Annotated in this window: 13 protein-coding genes; 12 read left to right on the top strand and 1 reads right to left on the bottom strand. The window is 67.4% G+C overall.

Annotated features, from left to right (window positions below):
* Positions 1-82 precede the first annotated feature (82 nt).
* The 6 genes from glf (at position 83) to AC3B5T_RS08165 (ending at position 8367) form a co-directional block, all read left to right on the top strand.
* The gene (gene glf / locus AC3B5T_RS08140) at positions 83-1291 is read left to right on the top strand and encodes a UDP-galactopyranose mutase (protein ID WP_010844445.1); all 1209 of its coding nucleotides are present in this window, start codon (positions 83-85) and stop codon (positions 1289-1291) included.
* Positions 1292-3235, top strand: coding sequence for a glycosyltransferase (locus AC3B5T_RS08145; RefSeq protein ID WP_055476488.1), 1944 nt, complete (start codon positions 1292-1294; stop codon positions 3233-3235).
* Entirely contained in the window at positions 3216-3974 is a 759-nt protein-coding gene (locus AC3B5T_RS08150; RefSeq protein ID WP_055476496.1) for a phosphatase PAP2 family protein, read from the top strand. Before AC3B5T_RS08145 ends, AC3B5T_RS08150 begins: the two co-directional genes overlap by 20 nt.
* On the top strand, positions 3971-4891 hold the full coding sequence (locus AC3B5T_RS08155) for a decaprenyl-phosphate phosphoribosyltransferase (RefSeq protein ID WP_014924962.1): 921 nt from the start codon (positions 3971-3973) through the stop codon (positions 4889-4891). The genes AC3B5T_RS08150 and AC3B5T_RS08155 overlap by 4 nt, the downstream gene beginning before the upstream one ends.
* The gene (locus AC3B5T_RS08160; RefSeq protein ID WP_055476489.1) at positions 4878-7007 is read left to right on the top strand and encodes an arabinofuranosyltransferase AftB family protein; all 2130 of its coding nucleotides are present in this window, start codon (positions 4878-4880) and stop codon (positions 7005-7007) included. The genes AC3B5T_RS08155 and AC3B5T_RS08160 overlap by 14 nt, the downstream gene beginning before the upstream one ends.
* Before the next feature lie 370 nt (positions 7008-7377).
* Positions 7378-8367 carry an alpha/beta hydrolase gene (locus tag AC3B5T_RS08165; protein ID WP_004021369.1) on the top strand — a complete coding sequence of 330 codons (990 nt, stop codon included), beginning with the start codon at positions 7378-7380 and terminating at the stop codon, positions 8365-8367.
* A 195-nt stretch (positions 8368-8562) separates the two neighbouring features.
* On the opposite strand, the gene AC3B5T_RS08170 is transcribed toward AC3B5T_RS08165, so the two are convergent.
* Positions 8563-10254: a transposase gene (locus AC3B5T_RS08170; protein WP_488358756.1), complete on the bottom strand. Its 1692-nt coding sequence runs from the start codon at positions 10252-10254 to the stop codon at positions 8563-8565.
* A 380-nt stretch (positions 10255-10634) separates the two neighbouring features.
* Here AC3B5T_RS08170 and AC3B5T_RS08175 point away from each other — a divergent pair, with 380 nt between their 5' ends.
* From AC3B5T_RS08175 to pks13, 6 genes are all read left to right on the top strand, one after another.
* The gene (locus AC3B5T_RS08175) at positions 10635-12146 is read left to right on the top strand and encodes an alpha/beta hydrolase-fold protein (protein ID WP_055476490.1); all 1512 of its coding nucleotides are present in this window, start codon (positions 10635-10637) and stop codon (positions 12144-12146) included.
* A gap of 298 nt (positions 12147-12444) precedes the next feature.
* A complete protein-coding gene (locus AC3B5T_RS08180; RefSeq protein WP_014924965.1) occupies positions 12445-12981 on the top strand; it encodes a DUF732 domain-containing protein in 537 nt (178 codons plus the stop codon).
* 1 nt (position 12982) lies between these two features.
* Positions 12983-13996 carry a cutinase family protein gene (locus AC3B5T_RS08185; RefSeq protein WP_010844855.1) on the top strand — a complete coding sequence of 338 codons (1014 nt, stop codon included), beginning with the start codon at positions 12983-12985 and terminating at the stop codon, positions 13994-13996.
* A 235-nt stretch (positions 13997-14231) separates the two neighbouring features.
* Positions 14232-15242 carry an LLM class F420-dependent oxidoreductase gene (locus tag AC3B5T_RS08190; RefSeq protein ID WP_010844856.1) on the top strand — a complete coding sequence of 337 codons (1011 nt, stop codon included), beginning with the start codon at positions 14232-14234 and terminating at the stop codon, positions 15240-15242.
* A 257-nt stretch (positions 15243-15499) separates the two neighbouring features.
* On the top strand, positions 15500-17401 hold the full coding sequence (gene fadD32, locus AC3B5T_RS08195) for a long-chain-fatty-acid--AMP ligase FadD32 (RefSeq protein ID WP_010844857.1): 1902 nt from the start codon (positions 15500-15502) through the stop codon (positions 17399-17401).
* Between the two features lie 116 nt (positions 17402-17517).
* The gene (pks13, locus tag AC3B5T_RS08200) at positions 17518-22848 is read left to right on the top strand and encodes a polyketide synthase Pks13 (RefSeq protein WP_488358502.1); all 5331 of its coding nucleotides are present in this window, start codon (positions 17518-17520) and stop codon (positions 22846-22848) included.
* The last annotated feature ends 2 nt before the right edge of the window (positions 22849-22850 follow it).

Consider the following 22850-nt stretch of genomic DNA (forward strand, 5'->3'; position numbering starts at 1 on the left):
ATGATCGAAACATTACCCGGCTTCCGTGCCAGGCCACGTGGCTCGGAGATTCCTCAGGAAGGGTCCGTTACCCTGAGGACCCGTGGCAACCAGTAGCACTTATGACCTGATCGTCGTCGGCTCCGGATTCTTCGGCCTCACCGTCGCCGAACGGGCCGCGACGCAGCTGGGCAAACGGGTCCTCGTGCTGGACCGACGCGAGCATCTCGGCGGCAACGCGTACTCCGAACCCGAACCGACGACCGGCATCGAGATCCACAAGTACGGGGCGCACCTGTTCCACACGTCCAACGAGCGCGTGTGGGAGTACGTCAACCAGTTCACCGACTTCACGAACTACCAGCACCGCGTGTTCGCACTGCACAACGGACAGGCCTATCAGTTCCCGATGGGTCTGGGACTGGTCAGCCAGTTCTTCGGCCGGTACTTCAGCCCCGACGAGGCGCGGAAGCTGATCGCCGAGCAGGCCAGCGAGATCGACACCGCTGAGGCGCGCAACCTCGAGGAGAAGGCGATCAGCCTGATCGGCCGTCCGCTGTACGAGGCCTTCATCAAGCACTACACCGCCAAGCAGTGGCAGACCGATCCCAAGGAGTTGCCCGCGGGCAACATCACTCGACTGCCGGTCCGCTACACCTTCGACAACCGGTACTTCAACGACACGTACGAAGGTCTCCCGGTCGACGGTTACACCGCATGGCTCGAGAACATGGCGTCCGACGACCGCATCGAGGTGCGCCTGTCCACCGATTGGTTCGATGTGCGTGATCAGTTGCGCGCCGACAGTCCCGACGCCCCGATCGTCTACACCGGCCCCGTGGACCGCTACTTCGAGTACTCGGCGGGCCGACTCGGCTGGCGCACACTCGATTTCGAGACCGAGGTGCTCGACACCGGCGACTTCCAGGGCACCCCGGTGATGAACTACAACGACGCCGATGTCCCGTTCACCCGTATCCACGAGTTCCGGCATTTCCACCCCGAACGGGATTCCTACCCCGATGACAAGACGGTCATCATGCGGGAATTCAGTAGATTCGCCGAGAACGACGACGAGCCGTACTACCCGATCAACACCCCGGAGGACCGGGCGATGCTGACCGCCTACCGGGAACTTGCGCGCACCGAGACCGCCAGCGCCGGCGTGCTGTTCGGCGGCCGCCTCGGAACCTATCAGTACCTCGACATGCACATGGCGATCGCGAGCGCGCTCACCATGTTCGACAACACCCTGGCACCGCATCTGCGTGATGGTGCGCCGCTGGTGGCCGATCCCGCAGGAGCCGAATAGATGACGGTGACTCCCGTGAACCAGTCCGACATCCCCGACGCGGGCGTCGGACCGTCGAAAGCGAAATCCCTTCTGCAGCGGGTGATCTTCCCGCGTGCCGGGGAGCCGCTCGACGTCCGTTCGCTCTATGTCGTCGAGTCCGACAGCAACAACCGCCGGGCGCACGCGCCGAGCCGGACCTCGGTGCTCCTCGGCGCCGAGTCCGAGGTGAGCTTCGAAACCTACTTCAACGCGTTCGCCGCGGCCTACTGGCGTCGCTGGAGCATCCTCGACTCGGTGGTGTTGCGGGTCGAGGTGATCGGCACCTGCCGTGTCGACCTGTACCGGTCGAAGATCGACGGGTCGCGGATCGGGATCGGCGGTGACCTCGTCGACACCGACGAAACCGGCCGCGGCGTGGTCGAATTCGAGCTCGATCTCGGTCCCTTCGAGGACGGCGGCTGGATCTGGTTCGACGTCACCACCGACACCGAGACCGAGATCGTCTCCGCCGGTTGGTATGCGTCCGTCGAGGCGCCGACCCCGGACGCGGAGACCAAGCGCGTCACGGTCGGGATCCCGACGTTCAATCGCCCCACCGACGCGGTGAACGCGTTGGCCGCGTTGACTTCCGACCCGATGGTCGACGAGGTGATCGACGCGGTGATGATGCCCGACCAGGGCACGAAGAAGGTGGTCGACGAACCCGGTTACACCGAGGCCGCCGCGGCTCTCGGCGACCGCCTGCACATCTTCGACCAGGGCAACCTCGGCGGTTCGGGCGGGTACGCGCGCATCATGTACGAGGCGCTGCGGCTCACCGACTCGCCCTACGTGCTCTACATGGACGACGACATCGCGATCGAGCCCGACTCGATCCTGCGCGCGCTGGCCATGTCGCGATTCGCCAAGGCGCCCATGCTCGTCGGCGGCCAGATGCTCAACCTGCAGGACCGCAGTCACCTGCACTGCATGGGTGAGGTGATCCGTCGCGACACCTTCATGTGGACCGCGGCGCCCTTCGTCGAATACGACCACAACTTCTCCAAGTACCCGCTGCGTGACCGTGAGAACTCGAAGAACCTGCACCGGCGCATCGACGTCGAGGGCAACGGCTGGTGGATGTGCATGATCCCGCGCGAGTGTGCGGAGCAGATCGGTCTGCCGATGCCGCTGTTCATCAAGTGGGACGACTGGGAGTACGCGCTGCGCGCGGCCAAGGCCGGTTACCCCACCGCCACCGTGCCGGGAATCGCCATCTGGCACATGGCCTGGAGCGACAAGGACGACGCCATCGACTGGCAGGCGTACTTCCACCTGCGCAACCGGCTCGTCGTCGCGTCGATCCACCATGACGGCCCGATCAAGGGCATCGTCCGGTCGATGACCAAGGCGACCGCCAAACATCTTCTGTGCCTGGAGTACTCGACCGTCGCGATCCAGAACGAGGCGATCCGGGACTTTTTGGCCGGGCCGGATCACATCCGCAGCCTGCTGCCGACCGCGCTGCCGAAGGTCGCGCAGATGCGCAAGCAGTATCCGGATGCGGTGGTCCTGCCGTCGGCGACCGAGTTGCCCCGGACCTCGGGCGAGGCAACACATCTGGGCACTTCGATCCCGCTGAACCCCATCAGCAAGATCAAGGCGCTGGCCGGCGCCGTGGTCAACAACGTTCGTCCGGCCGACCCCCGGCATCACGAGGTGCCGCAGGCCAACTTCCCGCCGATCGAGGCGCGGTGGTTCTCGCTCGGGCGTGTCGACGGCGTCACCGTCACGACCGCCGACGGCCGCGGCGTCGTCTATCGGCAGCGCGATCGCGACAAGATGATCGAGCTCGCGCGCGAACACTTCGCCCTCGTGAAGGAACTGCAAGAGAAGTTCCCGGAGATGAAGCAGCAGTACAGGTCTGCGCACCGCGATCTGACATCGAAGGAGAGCTGGGCGGGTGTCTTCGGAATTGAGTGATCCGTTGGACGATGTCGCGGAGACGGGCCGGGTCCCGGCCGACGACATCCCGCGTCCCCTGAGCGGGGAGGAAAAGGCACTCGTCGCCATCCAGGCCGGGATCGGCGCCCGCCCCGGCGTCCGTCCGGCGGCGCGCGGCCTGTCGCACGTCGGCGAGCACGCGCTGGGCTGGCTCGCGATCTCGGGTACCGGCTGGGCGCTGGCCCGCCGACGCGGTGACGTCCGTGCGCAACAGCTCTGGCTCGAGGCGGGGGTGGGTGCCTTCGGCGCGCACGCCGCGTCGGTGATCATCAAGCGGATCGTGCGGCGTCCGCGGCCCGCCCATCCGGCCATCGCGATCGGGGTGTCGACGCCGAGCAAGCTGAGTTTCCCGTCCTCGCACGCCACCTCGACGACCGCGGCGGCGATCCTCATCGGCCGTGCCGCCGGCTGGGACCCGAAGGTGCTGCCCGCCGTCCTGGTGCCGCCGATGCTCGTGTCCCGACTGGTGCTGGGTGTCCACTACCCGAGTGATGTGACCGCGGGTGCCGCGATCGGTGCCGCGAGCGCAGCGGCGGTCATCGCGGGCGATAAGGTGCTGCTCGAACCCACCCGGAACGACCCGGACCACGGGCGTGCCCGCCGCGCGGCGCGCCTTCTGGCCCGCCTCGGCCTCACGGCCGCGGTACCCGGCGGGCCGCTGCGTCTTGCCGCGTCCCCCGTCATCGCGCGGGTGACACGACACAGGGAGAGTGCATGAGCGAGGAGCCGATCGAGCACGGGAAGGTTCTCGGACCGCCGAAGAACCTGACGTCCGGGCTGATCAAGGCCGTCCGGCCGCGGCAGTGGGTCAAGAACGTCCTGGTGCTCGCCGCTCCGCTCGCCGCGGGCAACATCACCGACGCCTCGGTGCTGGCCTCCGCCGGTATCGCCTTCGTCGCGTTCTGCCTCGCGGCGTCGAGCATCTACCTGGTCAACGACGCGATGGACGTCGAGTCCGACCGTAACCACCCGACCAAGCGGTTCCGGCCGATCGCCGCCGGCGTCGTCCCGGTGCGGCTCGCCTACGTCCTGGCCGTCGTCCTGCTCGCCGGCTCGATCGGCATCGCCTTCCTGGCGAACTGGCAGACGGCCGTGGTCATCGCGATCTACCTGGTCATCCAGCTCGGCTACTGCTTCGGCCTGAAGAACCAGGCCGTCATCGACATCTGCATCGTGTCGTCGGGCTTCCTGCTGCGCGCGATCGCCGGCGGCGTCGCGGCCGAGATCGTGCTGTCGCAGTGGTTCCTGCTCGTCATGGCCTTCGGTTCGCTGTTCATGGCGGCGGGCAAGCGCTACGCCGAACTACAGCTCGCCGAACGCACCGGCGCCAAGATCCGCAAGGCGCTCGAGTACTACACGACCACCTACCTGCGGTTCGTCTGGACGCTGTCGGCGACCGCGGTCGTGATCTTCTACGGCCTCTGGGCTTTCGACAAGGGTTCCGACCACGACACCAACGTCGCGTACGCCATCTCGATGGTGCCGTTCACAGTGGCGATCCTGCGCTACGCCGTCGATGTCGACGGCGGCGCCGCGGGTGAGCCCGAGGAGATCGCACTGGGCGATCGTGTCCTGCAGCTGCTCGCCCTGGCGTGGCTGGTGTGTGTGGGTGTCGCGGTCTATGCAGTCAATTGATGGATCGCCAACCGGTTTCCGGGCGCTGAGCACCGGCCGCAACAAGGTTGCGGCCGTCAGTTTCGCCGTGGGGGCAGTTGTCGTCACCACCTTCTTCGCGATCGGCGCGTGGCAGCGCCGATGGATCGCCGACGACGGGCTCATCGTCCTGCGCACGCTGCGCAACCTCTTCGCCGGCAACGGCCCGGTGTTCAACGCCGGGGAGCGTGTCGAGGCGAACACCTCGACCGCCTGGACCTATCTGCTGTGGTTCTGGGCGTGGATCACCGACGGTCAGCTCGAGTATGTGGCGCTGTGGGTGGCGCTGGTGTGTTCGGTCGCCGCGATCCCGATCGCGATGTACGGCAGCGCGCGTCTATTCGGGACTCGCGTCGGCGGGCTCACCGGCGACGGCTGGACCCTGCTGCTGCCGTTCGGAGCGGTCATCTACATCACCATCCCGCCCGCCCGCGACTTCGCGACCAGCGGACTGGAGAACGGCCTCTGCATCTTCTGGGCGGCGCTGCTGTGGTGTCAGCTCGTCGCGTGGGCCCGGCGCGGCCCGCACACCAGCCGTGGTGGCGGTGCGGTGCAGACGAGCCGTAGGAGCGCGGCGGCCACTCTCGCGCTGGCCTTCACCGCGGGACTGGCCCCCCTGATCCGTCCCGAACTGGCGGTACTCGGCGGCCTGGTCCTGTTGCTGGTGTTCTTCGCGCCGCTCGGCTGGAAGATGCGACTGGGTGTCGTCGTGGTCGCGGGCGCGCTGCCCGTCGGTTACCAGATCTTCCGCATGGGCTACTACGCACTGCTGGTTCCCAATCCCGCGGTCGCGAAAGACGCCAGCGGCGCCAAGTGGGATCAGGGCTTCGCGTATCTGACCAACCTCTTCGGCCCCTACGTGCTGGTGCTGCCTGCCGTGCTCGTGGCGCTGGCGGGCGTGGTGCTGGTCGTCAGCGGCCGGATGCGGACCACGAGCTCCGACGCCCCGGTCGCCGAGGCGACCACGGACAGGGCCGACGCCGCTGATGCCGACGCGACGCCGTCGTGGTCGTCGCGTCTCGCCGGATGGTCGCGGCGGCTGCAGTCCTCGACCGCGGTGGTGACCGTCGTGGTGCTCGCCGGCATCGTGCTGATCGTCTACTGGACGCGTCAGGGCGGCGACTTCATGCACGGGCGGGTGCTGCTGGTTCCGGTCTTCGTCACCCTGCTTCCGCTGATGGTCGTGCCGGTGACGATTCCCGCGCACGTCGGCGCGGCGTTCCGTCGTCGGTCGTCGAAGGACTCCGACTCGGTGATCTCCGATCCCGTCGGCGACGATCCGGACCTCGGCCCCGTCCCTGAGCCGGCCGCACCCGGGCCGGCGGATCGTCGTCGCGCACGGGCCCAGCTCGTCGGCGCGGTGGCGATGAGCGGCATGTGGATCACCGTCGTCGTGTGGGCGGTCGCCACGCACGCCAACGTCCTGCCGAACGCCGGCATCGACATCGGCCGCAGCGGCATCGTCGACGAGCGTCGCTTCTACGTCACCAACATGGGCAACGAGAATCCGGTGACCGCCGAGGACTACCTCGACTATCCGCGGATGAGCGCGATGGTCGAGAAGATCGACGAGTACCGCGAGGACGGCGGCGTCATCCTGCCGTCGTTCAACTACGACGAGTGGTACGTGGCGCAGCTGCCTCCGGTCATGCCGAAGGGCGCCGAGCGGCAGGTGACCGTCTATTTCCTCAATCTGGGAATGACGAGCATGAACGCACCGCTGGATGTGCGCGTCATCGATCAGATGGGTCTGGCGTACCCGCTCGCCGCGCACACCGAGCGCCTCGAGGACGGCCGCATCGGGCACGACAAGATCCTGCCGAGCGAATGGGTCGTCGCCGAGGCCGGCGCGTTCCCGCGGCGTCCCGTGCTGCCCGGGTATCTCGACGAGGACCTGGTCCGCCAGGCCCAGGTCGCCCTGCAGTGCCCGGAGACGAAGGACCGGTTCGCCTCGTTCGAGGCCCCGTGGTCCTTCGATCGCTTCAAGCACAACCTGCGTCAGGCGTTCACCTTCAACAGTTATCGAATCCAGCGCGAGCCGGAGTACGAGATCCAGCGCTGCGGCCTGGAGATGCCCCCGCCGGTGAACCCGCGCTGAGCGTCGCCCACCTCAGCACACGACACCAAGAGAACGCATAGAAAACGCGGGGTCGAACCTGTGGAGTTGCCGCGGAACATCTCGGATCGGTAACGTCCCCGTGGGCGCGGCCGATAGAAGGGTCGTGACGGAGGCGTTCTGAACTGCTGGGACGCCGAAGTGACGGGGGTTGTGATCGCTATCACATGGTTTGTCACGTTCGGGGGCATCGAATAGGCTCGCCGACGGTGAATCGCATGCGAGAACGACTCGTGAACGACGTCGCGCCGCGCAATGAGCCGGGGGACGACAAATGTGTGACGCACAAGGATCGGTCGGCCGCTAGGGACTACGAGTTCCGGTCGATCGGCTGAAGAGGGAGATTCTGTACATGCGTGAAGCTGCCACCGAGGCGCCGAGGCCTGCGCGCAACCGGATGAGCAACCGGTTGATCGCCGCATTCGTCGCCATCCTGACAGTCGTGGGACTGACCGGTGTCGTCGCCGGCCAGGCCAACGCCCGGATCGGCGGAACGCAGGTCGGCAAGCAGGAGTTCTGGGTCAACGGCTGCGGGATGCCGAACGTCAAGGTCCGCGCCTGGAAGAAGCCCGGCAACTACAAGACCGTCATCCTTCTCGACGGCATGCGCGCCCAGTACGACTACAGCGGCTGGGAGATCAACACCAACGTCCAGGAGATGGTGAAGTCCGGCGTCAACGTCGTCGAGCCCATCGGTGGACCCGCGAGCTTCTACACGGACTGGGATGCGCCCAGCAACTTCAACCGGCAGCCCTACCGATACCGCTGGAACTGCGTCATCAGCCGGACCCTGATCAGCGCGCTCGACGCCCGCGGTTTCCGCGTCGGACCGTCGAAGCGCTACGCCATCATGGGCCTGTCGATGGGCGGTAACGCCGCGCTCGTCCTCGGCGCCCAGAACCGCCAGCACTTCGACCGCGCCGGCTCGCTCTCGGGCTACAACTTCCTGAGTGCACCCGGCATGCGTACGGCGCTGCGTCTGGCGATGCTCGACGTCGACCCGAAGCCGTGGAACATCGACGCGATGTGGGGCCCGCCGTGGAGTATCCGCTGGTTCCAGAACGATCCCTTCTGGAACATCGGCCTGATGCGCGGCATGAAGGTCTTCGTCGGTTCCGGTAACGGTCTCTTCGGCCGCTACAACGCACTGCCCAACGTGTTCGACGATCTGTTCAAGGGTTCGACCCTCGAATTGCTCGCGTTCACGCAGTCCAAGGCCTTCGAGGCCGCGGCCTTCGTGCAGGGCGTCCCGCTGATGACCTACTACGCCAACGGCACCCACGCCTGGGGCTACTGGCAGGACATGATCTGGAACGCCAAGAACCGCGGATTCTTCCGCTGATCTGACATCGCCGGTCCTCCGGCTGTACGACGCCCCGCCCGGGTTTCCGGGCGGGGCGTCGTCGTGTTGTGGGGTCCTGCCTGAACCCGCCCCTGATAACGACCCTCCAGGGGAGTCCCGCCCATCACACGGGCTGTTGCGTAAACGGGTCGGCGGGCGGGTTGGGCGTGATGGCCGGTCGCGGAGCGTCCGGTCTCAGGCGGTGGTGGGGGTCAAAGCGGCGGTTCCGATGGCTTTGAACAGGTTGTGGACGAGGGCGTGGAAGCTGAATTCTGCTGTGGCTCTGTCGAGTCCGCGGCTGGTGAAGCGACGGAAGCCGAGGTTGTGTTTAGCGTGGGCGAACGGGGTTTCAGCGATGTGGGCGCGTTGACGGTAGAGCGCATGTCCCTCGGGTGTGGCCAGCCGGTGGGTCATGGCCTGGATCGGGGAGGCTTCTGATGGTGGCGGCCCGTGTGTGGGTGCGTGCTGCGCGGCGTGGGCCACGGCCCGGTGTTTGCCGGTCGCGATGAGCCGGTCTGGTCCGGGTGCGGTGAGGTTGTGTTCGGAGAGGTAGCCGGCATCAGCCAACACGACCCCTATTCCTGGTGAGACCGGCGGTTCGGGGCGGTGGGTGTCGATGAGTGCGGCGGCGGTGACGGCTTTGTCGAGCATGGTGGTGAAGGTGGTGACATCGGCAGGGTTGTTGCCCACGCCGGTCGCGATGATCAGCCCGTCATCGCTGGTCACGGCCTGGCAGTTGAAGCCTTGGAGCCAGCCGCCGCCGCGCAATCCCATCATCCGTGATTGCGGGTCGGTGATGTTACGGCGGGGTTCCCGTGACGGTGCAGCCGCGGTCGCGGTGGTCGGCGGGGTGCAGACCGCAGCGGGCCGAGCCGCTGCCGCGGCGTCACGTTGCTGCTGCCGCTGCTGTGCCCGCTCGAGTGCTCGTTGGGCGCGCCTGACGTAGTAGTTCGTCTCGACCGGCCCGGGTTTGCGGCCTCGCTGACCAGGTCGATAGTGGTCGATCTTTGCTTGGTGGGTCGCGATGGCCCGCGCCAACGATTCGGTCAGCACCTCGACCTCGATCTCGATCGGCAACGATCCCTTGCCTGTGGCGGGCCCGCCCGCAGCGCGGCGTTCCCGCGCCCGCTCGATCTTCTCCTCGCGGGCCTGCTGGGACTTCTCGGCGGCCTGGTCACGTTCGTTCCTACGCTGCGCGGCCACCGCTTCGGCGTTGGTGAGTAGTTCAGTGTGGGCAGCCAGATCAGCCAGCGCCGCGGCGATCCGGGCCTGCCGCGACCCCGGATCGTGCAACCCGCGGGGTAACAGGTCACCGCGGTCATCACCATGAACATCATCGTCGGCGGTGTCAGCGGCTGCGTGTTCGGCCGCGGCGCGCGCAGCCTCACTGGCCAACGCTTCCCGCAAGCCTTGCTCGGTGCGATTGGCGCTGAGCGAGGCGTTCGAGGCGATCTTCACTCCGTCGAGGGCCACCACCCCCAGTCGGCCCATCCCGACCCGCGAGCACAGCATCAACACCTGGGTGAACAGGTCCTCGATCGCGGGTGCGCAGTCCGCGCGGAACCGGGCGATCGTGACGTGATCAGGGACCTCACCACCGCAAATGATGCGGTAGGCGACGTCGCGGTGACACAACCGTTCCAGCTGCCGCGAGGACCGTTGGCCTTGGGCCCACCCCCAGATCAACAAGGTCAACAACATATCCGGGTGATAGGCGGCGCGACCGGCTCCACCGGTCTTGCGTACCGCCCGTATCGCCGCGGTATCCAGCGAGGCGACCGATTCGATGACCAGCCACACCGGATCATCGGCCGGAAGCCATTCCCGCATACTCGGCGGCATCAGAAACTGCTGATCACGCTGCACCGGACGATAACCCTTGGCCACCAACACATCATCGCCGATACCCACCACACACCGCTCCCGACAAGCCGTCGGCTGACACCGGAATTTTGCAACAGCCCGCACACGGTCGCTGCTCCCCCGCTGGAGGGTGGTTTCCAGGGCAGGTTTGCGGGCAGCGGCGGCTGCGCGGCGCCGGACCCTTCGTGACGCGCCCTCCGCAAGCTCCGGGCGCTCCTCAGGGAGCAGGGGCGAGATATCAACTGTCACACAAATCCCACGTGTCACAGCGTGGCGTGCGGACAGGGGTGCGTTCGGACGTGTAAGAAACTCCTGAGGCGTTTGATTCTGGAGAGGCGCGTGTGACTGAGGGGAATCAGTTGCGACGCTGCCGGCGCACAGGGGCGAAGGAGTTCTGGAGAGTGATGCGGCGAAACAGTGGTACAGACAAGGTCGACGCGCGACCGGCCGAGGCGGGGCAGGCCGACGCGCGCGCGGCCCGTCGTCGGTCGACCCTTCGTCCGGTGAAGGCCGCCGTGGTCGCGCTGGTGACGGTGGCCGTGCTCGTGGTCGGAAACGGTCTCGCCGGTGCCGAACCCGCGCCGGCCCCGCCGGCCCCCGCAGCACCGCCGGCCGCGCCCGCGCCCGCGCCACCCGCCTCGCCGAGCGCGCCGTCGCCCGCACCGGCCTCGGTGCCGGCCGCCCAGCCGGCGAAGGTGACCAACACCTACTGGTACACCGACCGGCGTGTGGCCCTGTGGGTCTACTCCCCGGCGATGAACACGAACATCCAGGTGCAGATCCTGCTGGCACGCGACTGGCACGCGAAGCCGAAGGAGAAGTTCCCGCAGCTGACGATGCTCGACGGACTGCGCGCGCAGGACGATCAGAGCGGCTGGATCATCAACACCAAGATCGTCGACTTCTACAAGGACAAGAACGTCAACGTCATCCTGCCCATCGGTGGCGAGTCGAGTTTCTACACCGACTGGAAGGAACCCGACCGCGGCAAGAACTACAAGTGGGAGACGTTCCTCATGCGGGAACTGCCGCCCATCCTGGAGAACGACTGGCGCTCCACCGACGTCCGCGGCATCGAGGGGCTGTCGATGGGCGGCTCCGCGGCGATGATGCTGGCCGCACGCAATCCCGGCTTCTACAAGTTCGCGGCGTCGTTCTCGGGAATCCTGCAGCTGAGTTCGTTCGGCATGCCGCAGGCGATCCAGTTCGCGGTGCGCGACGGCGGCGGCTACGACTCGATGAAGATGTTCGGGCCGCCCTCGGATCCGGCCTGGAAGGAACACGATCCGTACCTGCTGGTCGACAAGCTGCAGGGAACGAGTCTCTATGTCTCGTCGGGCAACGGCATGGTGGGTCCCCACGACAAGCCGTCGGACATCCCGATGCTCGCGACCAACTACTCCGGTGTCGGACTCGAGATGCTGAGCCGCGTCACCTCACAGCAGTTCGCGATCCAGCTGAACCGCAAGGGAATTCCCGGTCAGGCGAACTACCGACCGTCGGGCACCCATACCTGGCCGTACTGGGAGTTCGAGATGATCCAGGCCTGGCCGCAGGCCGCCGCCGCACTCGGACTCTCGCGAGATCAGGTCGCGTGCCGGGTCGACGGTGCCTTCCGCAAGGTCTGGGACGCCAGGAAGGCGGACCTCGGTGGCTGCCTCACCCCGTCGTACCCGGTGGCCGGTGGCAAGGCCCAGGACTTCGCCGGGGGACGCATGTTCACCGGCCCGAAGGGACCCAAGATCGTCACCGGTGCGATCGGCGGCGCCTACGTCGCCGCGGGCGGTCCGGCCGGACGCCTCGGCAAGCCGACGACCGACGAACTCCCCACCCGCGACGGCAAGGGTCGCGTGAGCTACTTCGAGCACGGCCGGATCACCTGGACCGCGAAGGACGGCACCAAGGTCCTGAAGTGAGGAGGCGGCGGAGCGAACCGGGATCCACGGAGCGTGCCGACGGGGGTACCCGTCGGTGCCCCAACCTCGACCCCACGTGTGTACGGCCTGAAACTTCGCTGAGGAATCGGACCGTTTGTGCAGGTGGTGCGAGTGCGGCGGACGGAAGGCCCTCGTACGGGCGGTAGCCTGACGTGGTGTGCGATGCAGGGTGCCCCCTGTGTCGCGATCGGCCTCAGGCCGGACGCGTGAGGTGTCGCCGGACAGTACTGCCCGGCGGTGCGCAATCAAGACCCGAAAGGTTCGGCAGGAAGTGGCGATGACAACGAAGTGTGTGCGGCTGGTGCTGGCCGTGACGGGCCTCGCTCTCGCGCTCGGGTCCGTGTCGGCCTGCGCCGACGACTCGACGGCCAGTGCGCCGATCACCAACAATCCGGTCACGACGACCTCGCTCTACTCGGCGGCGGAGTCCTCGACCAGTACGCCGGGTTCCACATCCGAGGAGACCGCTCCCTCCACGCCCGGTGGCACCTCGGAGCTGCCGGCGACCGCGCCGAACCCCAGCACGAAGGTCCCGGCCAGTTTCCCCGGACCCAGCGGCCAGCCGCTCGACGACAAGGCCCGGGCCTACCTCGCCGCACTGAAGCAGCAGGACGTCACGTTCATGGGGGACAACGACAACTCGGTCGCCCTGACCATGGCGAAGTATGTCTGCGGCGCCAAGCAGAAGGGCACCGACCCGAGCATGGTGAAGGCCTTCGTCACCGCGTCCGTGGGGCCCGGAGCGGACAACGTAGAAGAAGCGAACGTGAAGGCCGACAAGGTCATTCGCGCAGCAGAACAGCACTACTGCTGACGTGGCCGCCCGTCGCAACGCCGCGGGCCGCACCCGGAAGGGTCCGGTCCGCAGGCTGGGGAAGTTCGCCCTGCTGCTCCTCGCGCTCGCGGTCATCGCGATCGTTCTCATCGTCGTGCTCGTCTTGGTGTGGCTCGCTCCCGGACCCGCGCCGATCGGGCCCGGCGGGCCGTCGACCGCCCCGCCCTCCAGCGAACGACCCGACGCCCAGCCCGCGGACTGCCCCGACGTCCTGACGGTCGTCATCCCCGGGACCTGGGAGTCCAGCGCCGACGACGATCCCTACAAGCCGTCGGCGAATCCGAACTCGCTGATGCTGCGCGTGTCCCGAGCGCTGGCGAACGACTTCGACTCCTCGCGCAGCGAGATCTACACCGTCCCCTACACGGCGCAGTTCCGGAATCCGACGAATCTGGCCGACCGTCAGGTCGACTACAACGTGTCACGCACCCAGGGTTACAAGCGCGCGGCGGGCAAGATCATCTCCACCAACGAGCGCTGCCCCCTGACGGGTTACGTGATCATGGGCTTCAGCCAGGGCGCGGTCATCGCGGGTGATCTCGCGAGCAACATCGGCAACGGCCGGGGTGTGCTCGACGAGGGTGAACAAGATCTGGTGCTCGGTGTCGGACTCATCGCCGACGGCCGTCGCCAGCCGGGTGAACAGAACGACATCGCGCCGAGTCCGAACGGCGTGGGTGCCGAGATCGCGCTCGGCGGGATGGGCAACCTCGTCCCCGGCATCTCGATGACCGGTCCGCGCACCGGCGGATTCGGCGACCTTCGTGACCGGGTCCAATCCATCTGCGCGCCCGGCGATCTCATCTGTGATTCGCCGACGATCGTCAATCCGCTGGCCGCGGTGTCGAAGCTGGCGAACGCGGCGTCGAACCCCATCCACGCGATGTATGCGACGACGCGCTACTGGGAGAACGACGGCCAGACCGCGACCCAGTGGATGTACGACTGGTCCAAGGGCCTCATCCAGGACGCGCCCGCACCCGAGCACAACTGACCTCCTCACGCGAGGCCGGCCGCGCCGATCGGACATGTCCGGCCGGGTGCCGCCGGGCGAGTCCGGTCCGGCCGTCGAACTGACCGGCCGGTAGCCTCGTCTGACGGCGGCGACCGATTCGTTTGGCGGTGCCGTCACGCTGCATTAACGTGTTGGGCTGGCCGAGGAACATCGCGGAACCGGCGGACGCCGCACGCGACCTCACGCAGCCGGCGATCACGATGAGAGGACAGCGATGACGCAACCCCCGAGCGATGCCGGTGGTGCCTCGTCCGGCCTGCGGAAGTTCCGCTTCGGCGCGGGTGGTGAGGGCAACAAGGACGAGGGCGGTGCCCGTAAGTTCGTCAAGCTCGCGCAGACCGCCGAGGAGTACGGCTACGACACCTTCGCGGTGCCCGACCATCTGGGCAACCAGGTCGGTCCGCTCGCGGCGCTGGGCGCCCTGACGCAGGCGACGAGCACTATCCGCCTGGCGACCTCGGTGCTCGCCAACGGCTGGCGCCACCCGGCCCTGCTCGCCAAGGAGGCCAACACGATCGACGTCCTGAGCAAGGGGCGGCTCGAGTTGGGCATCGGCGCGGGCTGGATGAAAGAGGAGTTCGACAAGGCCGGCATCGAGTTCGAATCACCCGGCGTGCGTATCCGGCGTCTCGACGAGGCGCTGACGGTCCTCGACGGTCTGATGCGCGGCGAGACGGTGAACTTCGACGGCGAGTTCTACCAGATCAACGGCCTCGAGGGCAGTCCGCGACCGCGGCAGGGGCCGCGTCCACCGATCGCCGTCGGCGGCGGTGGCCCCAAGATGCTGGCCCTGGCCGCCAAGCACGCCGACATCATCTCCGTCGCTCCGGGTACCACCGCCGACGGCAAGATGAAGCTGTCGGACATGACGATCGAGAAGACCGCCGAGCGCGTCGACCGGATCCGTGATGCCGCCGGCGACCGGTTCGACGATCTGGAGCTGAACTGGACGATCGCTGTAATCGTCATCACCGACGATCGGGTCGCCACCGCCGAGATGGCGCTCAAGGCTCTGGAACAGGGCTATCCGCCCAACATCGCGCACGACACCGAGTTCACCGTCGAGGACGTGCTGACCTCGCCGTACATCGCGATCGGCAGCTTCGAGGAGATCGCGGACCAGATCCGGGAGGTGCGACGCCGCACCACCATGTCCTACGTCGGGGTGTTCCCGACGCAGATGGATGCTTTTGCGCCTGTGCTCGCGCAATTGAAGGGGGAGTAGGATGGCCGACGGTCTCGCGAGTCAACAGCGAGGTGACGGGTCGGTGAACCCGGGGGTGTGCGTCGAGGGGCGACGCGCACCCATGCGAAACCGAGCATGACGAACGCGAGTTTTTCGTTGGGTAACTGGACGTGCGCTACCGTATCCCGCGGTCGGCACAGGGCGTGGACGGCAGGACTGCGTGGTGGCGTCGCCAACACCTCGCCGGAGATCTGCGCCCGCGTGGGGGAGTCCACGAGGGGGCACAGGAGTAATGAATGCTGAGTACTGAACTCGAAGACTTCATCGACGAGACCGGGAACATCTCTTTCACCGAGGAAGCGACGCTGGTCGACTACGTCGAGCAGAACGTCCGTGAGCAGGCCGACACGCTGGCCTACCGGTTCATCGATTACAGCCGCGAGCGCGACGGCGAGCCCCAGGACCTGACGTGGGCGCAGTTCGGTAAGCGGTTGCGTGCGGTTGCGGCACGTCTGCAGCAGGTCACGAAGCCGGGCGACCGTGTGGCGATCCTCGCGCCCCAGTCGCTGGAGTACGTGATCGGGTTCTTCGCGGCGCTCTACGCCAGCAACGTCGCCGTGCCGCTCTTCTCCCCCGACGAGCCCGGCCACACCGATCGGCTGCACGCGGTCCTCGAGGACTGCAAGCCCACGGCCATCCTGACGTCGACGAAGTCCGCCGAGGCGGTGCGCGATTTCTTCGCGCCGCTGCCGGCCAAGGAGCGTCCGCGCGTCATCGCCGTCGACGCCGTCCCGGATTCGGTGGGGTCCAGCTGGGTCGCGCCGGTCGCCGGTCGGGACCACAACAAGGACACCGTGGCCTACCTGCAGTACACCTCGGGTTCGACGCGGGTCCCCGCCGGTGTGGAGATCACCTACCAGGCCGTGGCCGCGAACGTGCTGCAGATCTCCGACACCATCGGCATCGACAAGAAGGCCCGCGGCGTCACCTGGCTGCCGATGTTCCACGACATGGGTCTGCTCACCGTGATCCTGCCCGCCCTCGGTGGCCGCTACATCACGATCATGAGCCCGCAGGCGTTCGTGCGCCGTCCGGGCCGCTGGATCAAGGAGCTCGCCGCGGCCGCCGACGGCGCCGAGACCTTTGCCGCCGCTCCCAACTTCGCCTTCGAACACGCCGCCGCGCGCGGTCTGCCGAAGGAGGGCGAAGAGCTGGATCTCTCGAATGTCATCGGGCTCATCAACGGTTCCGAGCCGGTGACCGTCAGTTCGATGAAGAAGTTCAACGAGGCGTTCGCGCCGTACGGGCTGCCGAAGACGGCGATCAAGCCGTGCTACGGCATGGCCGAGGCGACGCTGTTCGTGTCCGCGACCCAGCGCGAGAACGAGGCGAAGATCGTCTACGTCGACCGCGACGACCTCAACGCCGGCAGCTTCACCCTCGTCGACGCCGACGCCCCCAACGCGGTCGCGCAGGTCTCCTGCGGACAGGTCGCGGTGAGCCAGTGGGCGACCATCGTCGACTCCGAGACCGCGACCGAACAGCCCGACGGTCACGTCGGGGAGATCTGGCTCCACGGCCTCAACATCGGCGCCGGCTACTGGAACAAGCCGGAGGAGACCGAGGAGACCTTCCACAACAAGCTGGTCACCCCGCTCCCGGAGAACAGCCACGCCGAGGGTGCGCCCGCGGACGCGATCTGGATGCGGACCGGCGACTTCGGGGTCTGGCTCGACGGCGAGCTGTACATCACCGGGCGTGTCAAGGACCTGGTGATCGTCGACGGCCGTAACCATTACCCGCAGGACCTCGAGTACAGCGCGCAGGAAGCCAGCGACGCGCTGCGCCCCGGCTTCGTCGCCGCGTTCTCGGTACCGGCCAACCAGTTGCCCGGCGAGGTCTTCGAGTTCGCGGGCAGCGGCTTGAAGCCCGACGCCGACGACGCGTCCGAGCAGCTGGTCATCGTCGCCGAGCGCGGACCCGGCCGCAAGGCCGACCCGCAGGAGGTCGCCGACACCGTGCGCGCCGCGGTCGCACAGCGCCATGGCGTGATGGTTCGCGACGTCCTGTTGGTGCCGGCCGGCTCGATCCCGCGCACGTCGTCGGGCAAGATCGCGCGCCGTGCGACACGTGCGGCCTACATCGATGGCAGCCTCCGTGGCGGCTACAAGCAGACGGCGTTCCCGGACGCCGAGTAGCGATCCTGCGGACCCGGGCGGGGTGAGTGCGTCGAGATGCCGCGCCCGGACACCCTGCGGGCTCATAATGCACCCGGCACCAGTTCAGGTGCCCCGAGATCAGTAGTCTGGAAGCGATGTCTGAACTGAATACCGACGAGGTCCGCACCATCGATCCGGCCGTGGCCGGCACCGACGGTGAGACCGCCGGTGACCTCACTGTCGACCAGCTTCGTGATTGGCTGCGCGAGTGGGTGTCCCAGGCCACCGGGCTCCCGGTCGAACAGATCGCCGTCGACCGCCCCATGGAAGAACTCGGTCTCTCGTCCCGTGACGCGGTGGCACTCGCCGCCGACGTCGAGGACAAGACCGGGGTGATCCTCACCGCGACGGTGGTCTACAACCACCCGACGATCGCGACGCTCGCGCAGCGGATCATCGAGGGCGATCCCGACGAGGGTCTCGACGACGACTCGGACACCTTCTGGCAGCGTGAACGGAGCGCCGACGACGACATCGCGATCGTCGGCCTGTCGACTCGTTTCCCGAAGTCCGGCACGACGCCGGAGTCCACGTGGCAGGCGCTCATCGCCGGTGTCGACGGGATCTCGGATCTGCCCGAGGACCGGTGGACGGAGTTCAAGTCGGATCCACGTCTCCTCGAGGTCCTGGAGTCGGCGAACACCCGCGGCGGCTATCTCGACGATGTCCGTTCGTTCGACGCCGACTTCTTCCAGATGAGTCCGCGCGAGGTCGAGATGGTCGACCCGCAGCAGCGACTCGCGCTCGAGCTGACCTGGGAGGCGCTGGAGCACGCGCACATCCCGCCGAGTGATCTCAAGGGCGCGCCCGTCGGCGTGTTCATCGGCACCTCCACCAACGACTACCAGCTGCTGGCGACCCTCGGGCTGAGCGAGGGCGCCGAGGACACGGCCGCCTACGCGTTGACCGGCACCTCGACCGCGATCGTGGCGAACCGGGTGTCTTACTTCTACGACTTCCGCGGCCCGTCGATCGCGATGGACACCGCGTGCTCGTCGTCGCTGGTGGCCGTCCACCAGGCGGTGCGCAGTCTGCGCACCGGCGAGTCCGACCTCGCTCTGGCCGGCGGCGTCAACATGCTCATCACGCCTGCGGCGACCCTCGGCTTCGACCGGATCGGCGCGCAGGCCAAGGACGGGCACATCAAGGCCTTCTCCGCCGACGCCGACGGCATGATCCGCGCCGAGGGCGGCGGGTTGTTCGTCCTCAAACGGATGTCGGACGCCAGGCGCGACGGCGACCAGGTCCTCGCGGTGATCGCCGGTTCGGCGATCAACTCCGACGGTCGGTCCAACGGTCTGCCCGCCCCGAATCCAGAGGCCCAGGTCGACGTGCTCCGCGACGCGTACACCGACGCTGCCGTCGACCCGCGCACCGTCGACTATGTGGAGGCGCACGGCACCGGCACCATCCTCGGCGACCCGATCGAGGCCGACGCGCTGGGACGTGTCGTCGGGCGCGGCCGCTCCGCCGACGCACCGATGCTGCTGGGTTCGGTCAAGACCAACTACGGACACATGGAGTCCGCGGCCGGTGCCGGTGCGCTGGCGAAGGTCGTGCTGTCGATGCAGCACGGCACGATCCCGGCGTCGCTGAACTACAACGGCCCCAACCCCTACATCCAGTTCGACACCAACGGGCTGAAGGTGATCCCGGAGGCCACCGCCTGGCCGCGGTATTCGGGCCACGCTATCGCCGGTGTCTCCGGCTTCGGCTTCGGCGGCACCAATGCGCACGTCGTGGTGCGCGAGGTGCTGCCCGGGGATCTCGCACCGGAGTCGTCGGCGGCAGGAGATGCCGCCGCGGCCGAACTCCCGGCGTCGGCGTCGCTGGCCGACGAACCTTCCCAGCCGGTTGAGCCTGTCGAAATCGATGACGAGGACGTGTACCTGACCGAGGCCGAGCGTGCCGTGCTCGCCGCGCAGGCGAAGAACGTGGAAACCGCCGTGGTGGAGACCGCGCCGGATCCGGCGGCCGGTTTCGCCCCCTGTGCGGTCGAGGGTTCGGTTGTGCCGCTGGTCATCTCGGGCTTCCTGCCGTCTCGCCGCCGCAAGACCGCAGCGGATCTGCTCGAGTGGCTCGACTCCGACGAGGGGCGGGCGACGCCGTTGGCCGACATCGGCCGGGCACTGGCGCACCGCAATCACGGCCGGTCGCGTGCGGTCGTGATGGCCCGGACTCTGGACGACGCGATCACCGGTATCCGGGCGGTGGCCGAGGGCAAGAGCAATCCGCTCGTCTACTCGTCGGATTCGCCCGATGCGGCGTCCGCCGTGTGGTTGCTGTCGGGCTTCGGGTCGCAGCACCGCAAGATGGCCAAGCAGCTCTACACCGAGAACCCGATCTTCGCGAAGTACGTCGACCGTGTCGACGAGCTGGTGCAGAACGAACTCGGATACTCGATCGCCGAGATGTTCGTCGACGACGAACAGACCTACGGAACCGAGCAGAGCCAGGTCGGCATCTACACGATCCAGGTCGCGCTCGCCGACACGCTCCGCCACCACGGTGCGGAACCCGGTGTGCTCGTGCCTCATTCGATGGGTGAGGCCTCGGCCGCCTACATCAGCGGCGGTCTGTCCCTGGAGGATGCGACGCGCGTCATCTGCCAGCGTTCGCGGCTGATGGGTGAGGGCGAGGCGATGCTGGAGGGCGACGACATCCGCCGGATGGCACTCGTGGAGTACAGCGCCGACGACATCAACGACGTCCTCGTCGATTTTCCGGACCTGGAGATCTGCGTGTACGCCGCGCCGACCCATACGGTCATCGGCGGACCGGAGGGGCAGGTCGATGCCATCGTCGAACGTGCCGAGAAAGAGGGCAAACTCGGTCGTAAGCTCGCGACCAAGGGCGCAAGCCACACCTCTCAGACCGACCCGCTGCTGGGCGAACTCGCCTACGAGCTGACCGGGATCGAACCGCTGCGTCCGACCATCGGCTTCTACAGCTCGGTCGACCGTGAGGCGTTCTACCGGGCCGGCCACGAGCCGGTGCACACCATCGACTACTTCACCAAGGGGCTTCGCCACAGTGTGTGGTTCAGCCAGGCGATCTCGAAGTCGGTGGAGAACGGCCACCGCACCTTCCTCGAACTCTCGCCCAATCCGGCCGTCCTGATCTCCGTTGCGGCCGTGACGTTCTCGGCTGGTCTGCACGATGCGGAGCTCATCGAGACGCTGCGCCGCAAGGAGGACGAGAGCTACGGTCTCGTCAACGCCCTGATGAAACTGTACGTGCACGGGCACCGGGTTGACGTCGCATCTCTGTTCGGCGGCGGCGGCTTCGCGGCCATCCCGCGAACCCGCTTCGAACGCAAGGACTTCTGGCTCACCGCCAGCATCAGCTCGGGCGGATCGGCGGGGACCGTCCCCGGTTCGCACGTCGCGCTGCCCGACGGCCGGCATGCCTGGGAGGTCAATGCCTCGGCCGTGACCGATCCTCGCGAACTGGTGCGGGCCGCGGCGGCGCAGGTGCTGACGAATGCCGGCGTCGGGGCGTCGGTCGCCCATGGCGACATCCCCACCTCGGGAACCCTGACGACGACGCTCAGTCCGCACCCCGGTGGTGCTGCGGTGAGTGTGCATGCGAAGGCGGACAAGAACTTCCAGTTACTGTTCGAGGCCGCGGTCACGGGTGATCTCGACGACGCAGCGGGTGCGGTCACCCAGGCACCCGCGGCGGAGAAGCCGTCGGGCGCCGAGGTGTTCGCCGATGACACCGTGATCGTCGAGGACGAGGTCGTCGACGACATCGGCAACCGGTGGAGTCCCGAATCGGGTGAGTCGGTCGGAGATCGGCTGGCGGTCATCGTCGGTGAGTCCATGGGATACGACCCCGAGGACCTGCCGCGCGAGATCCCGCTGATCGAGCTCGGTCTGGATTCGTTGATGGCGGTCCGCATCAAGAACCGGGTGGAGTACGAGTTCGACATCCCCCAGCTGCAGCTGCAGGCGATGCGGCAGGCCAATCTGGCCGACGTGCAGAAGTTCGTCGAGTTCGCGGTCGAGCATCGCGACCAGCTCGACGATCTCGCCCAGAACGCCGCCGGCGGAGGCGAACTCGACACTGCCGCGCTCAACGCCTACATCGACGAGCAGAACGCCAAGGGTGCGGACGCACCGGCTCCCGCCACCGCGGCCGAGTCCGTGGAACCGACCGAGGAGTCGCCGGAGCCGAAGCGGCATGTCGCCGAAGACGTCGCCGACGTCGAGGAGGCGGTGGCGAACTCGCCGGCGCCCGAGGTGCCGAGCCGGCCGGTACAGGCCGACTCGCCCGCACCGGCCACCGACATCACCTCGCAGCGCGCGGTCGCCGAGGCCGCGGGTTCGGATGTGCCACCACGCGATGCGGCCGAACGCCTGACGTTCGGCACCTACGCGGTCGTGACCAAGGCCTCGGCCGGTGGCATCTTCAACAAGCTGCCGGTCCTGTCGGAGGACGTCGCACAGCAGCTCACCGACCGGCTAAACGAGCGCACCGGCGGGGACATCGACGTCGAGGACATCCTGGACTCGGAGACGATCGAGGAGATGGCGAACTACGTTCGCGACCACCTCGACGCCGGTGCGTCGACCGATGGGTTCCTGCGGTATCTGCGCCTGGTCCCGGACGGCAAGAAGGTCTACGACCCGTCTGCGGGCGACCCGACACCGATCCTGCTGTTCCATCCCGCGGGCGGCAACACGTCGGCATACGAGGCCCTCCTCAAGCGTCTTCCTGAGGACCGGCCCGTCATCGGCTTCGACCGCGGGATCGAAGGGACGATCGAAGAGCGTGTGCGCGAGTACCTTCCGCGGCTCCGCGAACTGCAGCCCCATGGGCCGTACGTGCTGGTCGGCTGGTCCTTCGGCGGAGCCCTGGCCTACGGCGTCGCGCAACTGCTGCGCGAGGCCGGAGAAGAGGTCGCCTTCGTCGGGCTCATCGACGTGGTGCGTCCGCGCGCGGACATGACCGAGACCCCCGACAGCAAGCGGGCCCGACTCGAGCGCTGGAAGGATTTCGCGATCCGCAACTACGATCTCGACCCCGAGGTGCCGATCCCGATGGATCGACTCGTCGAGGCCGACGACGAGGGCCAGTTCGCGATCATCATGGAGATGATGTCGATGTCGGGCACCAAGATCCCCGGCGGCATCATCGAGCACCAGCGGACCTCGTTCATCGAGAACCGCGTGCTGAGCAGCATCGCGCCGCAACCGTATGACGGCAAGGTCGTCCTGTACCGGGCCGACAAGATGCACGCAGGCGCAATCGAACTCGAGCCGCAGTGGGCCGAGATCGACGAGGACGGACGCTGGGGCGAGGTGGTCGACGACCTGGAGATCATCCACGTCGGCGGTGACCACCTGTCGATCGTCGACGAGCCGTACATCGGCAAGATCGGTGCTGATCTCGCCGATCGGGTCGCCCGGCTTGGTAAGTAGGA

The organism is Gordonia sp. G4 (assembly GCF_057770005.1).

Coding starts and splice junctions, on each gene's coding strand:
- AC3B5T_RS08175 (WP_055476490.1), top strand. CDS start 10,635: ATGCGGCGAAACAGTGGTACAGACAAGGTCGACGCGCGACCGGCCGAG.
- AC3B5T_RS08190 (WP_010844856.1), top strand. CDS start 14,232: ATGACGCAACCCCCGAGCGATGCCGGTGGTGCCTCGTCCGGCCTGCGG.
- fadD32 (WP_010844857.1), top strand. CDS start 15,500: ATGCTGAGTACTGAACTCGAAGACTTCATCGACGAGACCGGGAACATC.
- pks13 (WP_488358502.1), top strand. CDS start 17,518: ATGTCTGAACTGAATACCGACGAGGTCCGCACCATCGATCCGGCCGTG.
- AC3B5T_RS08155 (WP_014924962.1), top strand. CDS start 3,971: ATGAGCGAGGAGCCGATCGAGCACGGGAAGGTTCTCGGACCGCCGAAG.
- AC3B5T_RS08180 (WP_014924965.1), top strand. CDS start 12,445: ATGACAACGAAGTGTGTGCGGCTGGTGCTGGCCGTGACGGGCCTCGCT.
- AC3B5T_RS08160 (WP_055476489.1), top strand. CDS start 4,878: ATGCAGTCAATTGATGGATCGCCAACCGGTTTCCGGGCGCTGAGCACC.
- AC3B5T_RS08165 (WP_004021369.1), top strand. CDS start 7,378: ATGCGTGAAGCTGCCACCGAGGCGCCGAGGCCTGCGCGCAACCGGATG.
- AC3B5T_RS08145 (WP_055476488.1), top strand. CDS start 1,292: ATGACGGTGACTCCCGTGAACCAGTCCGACATCCCCGACGCGGGCGTC.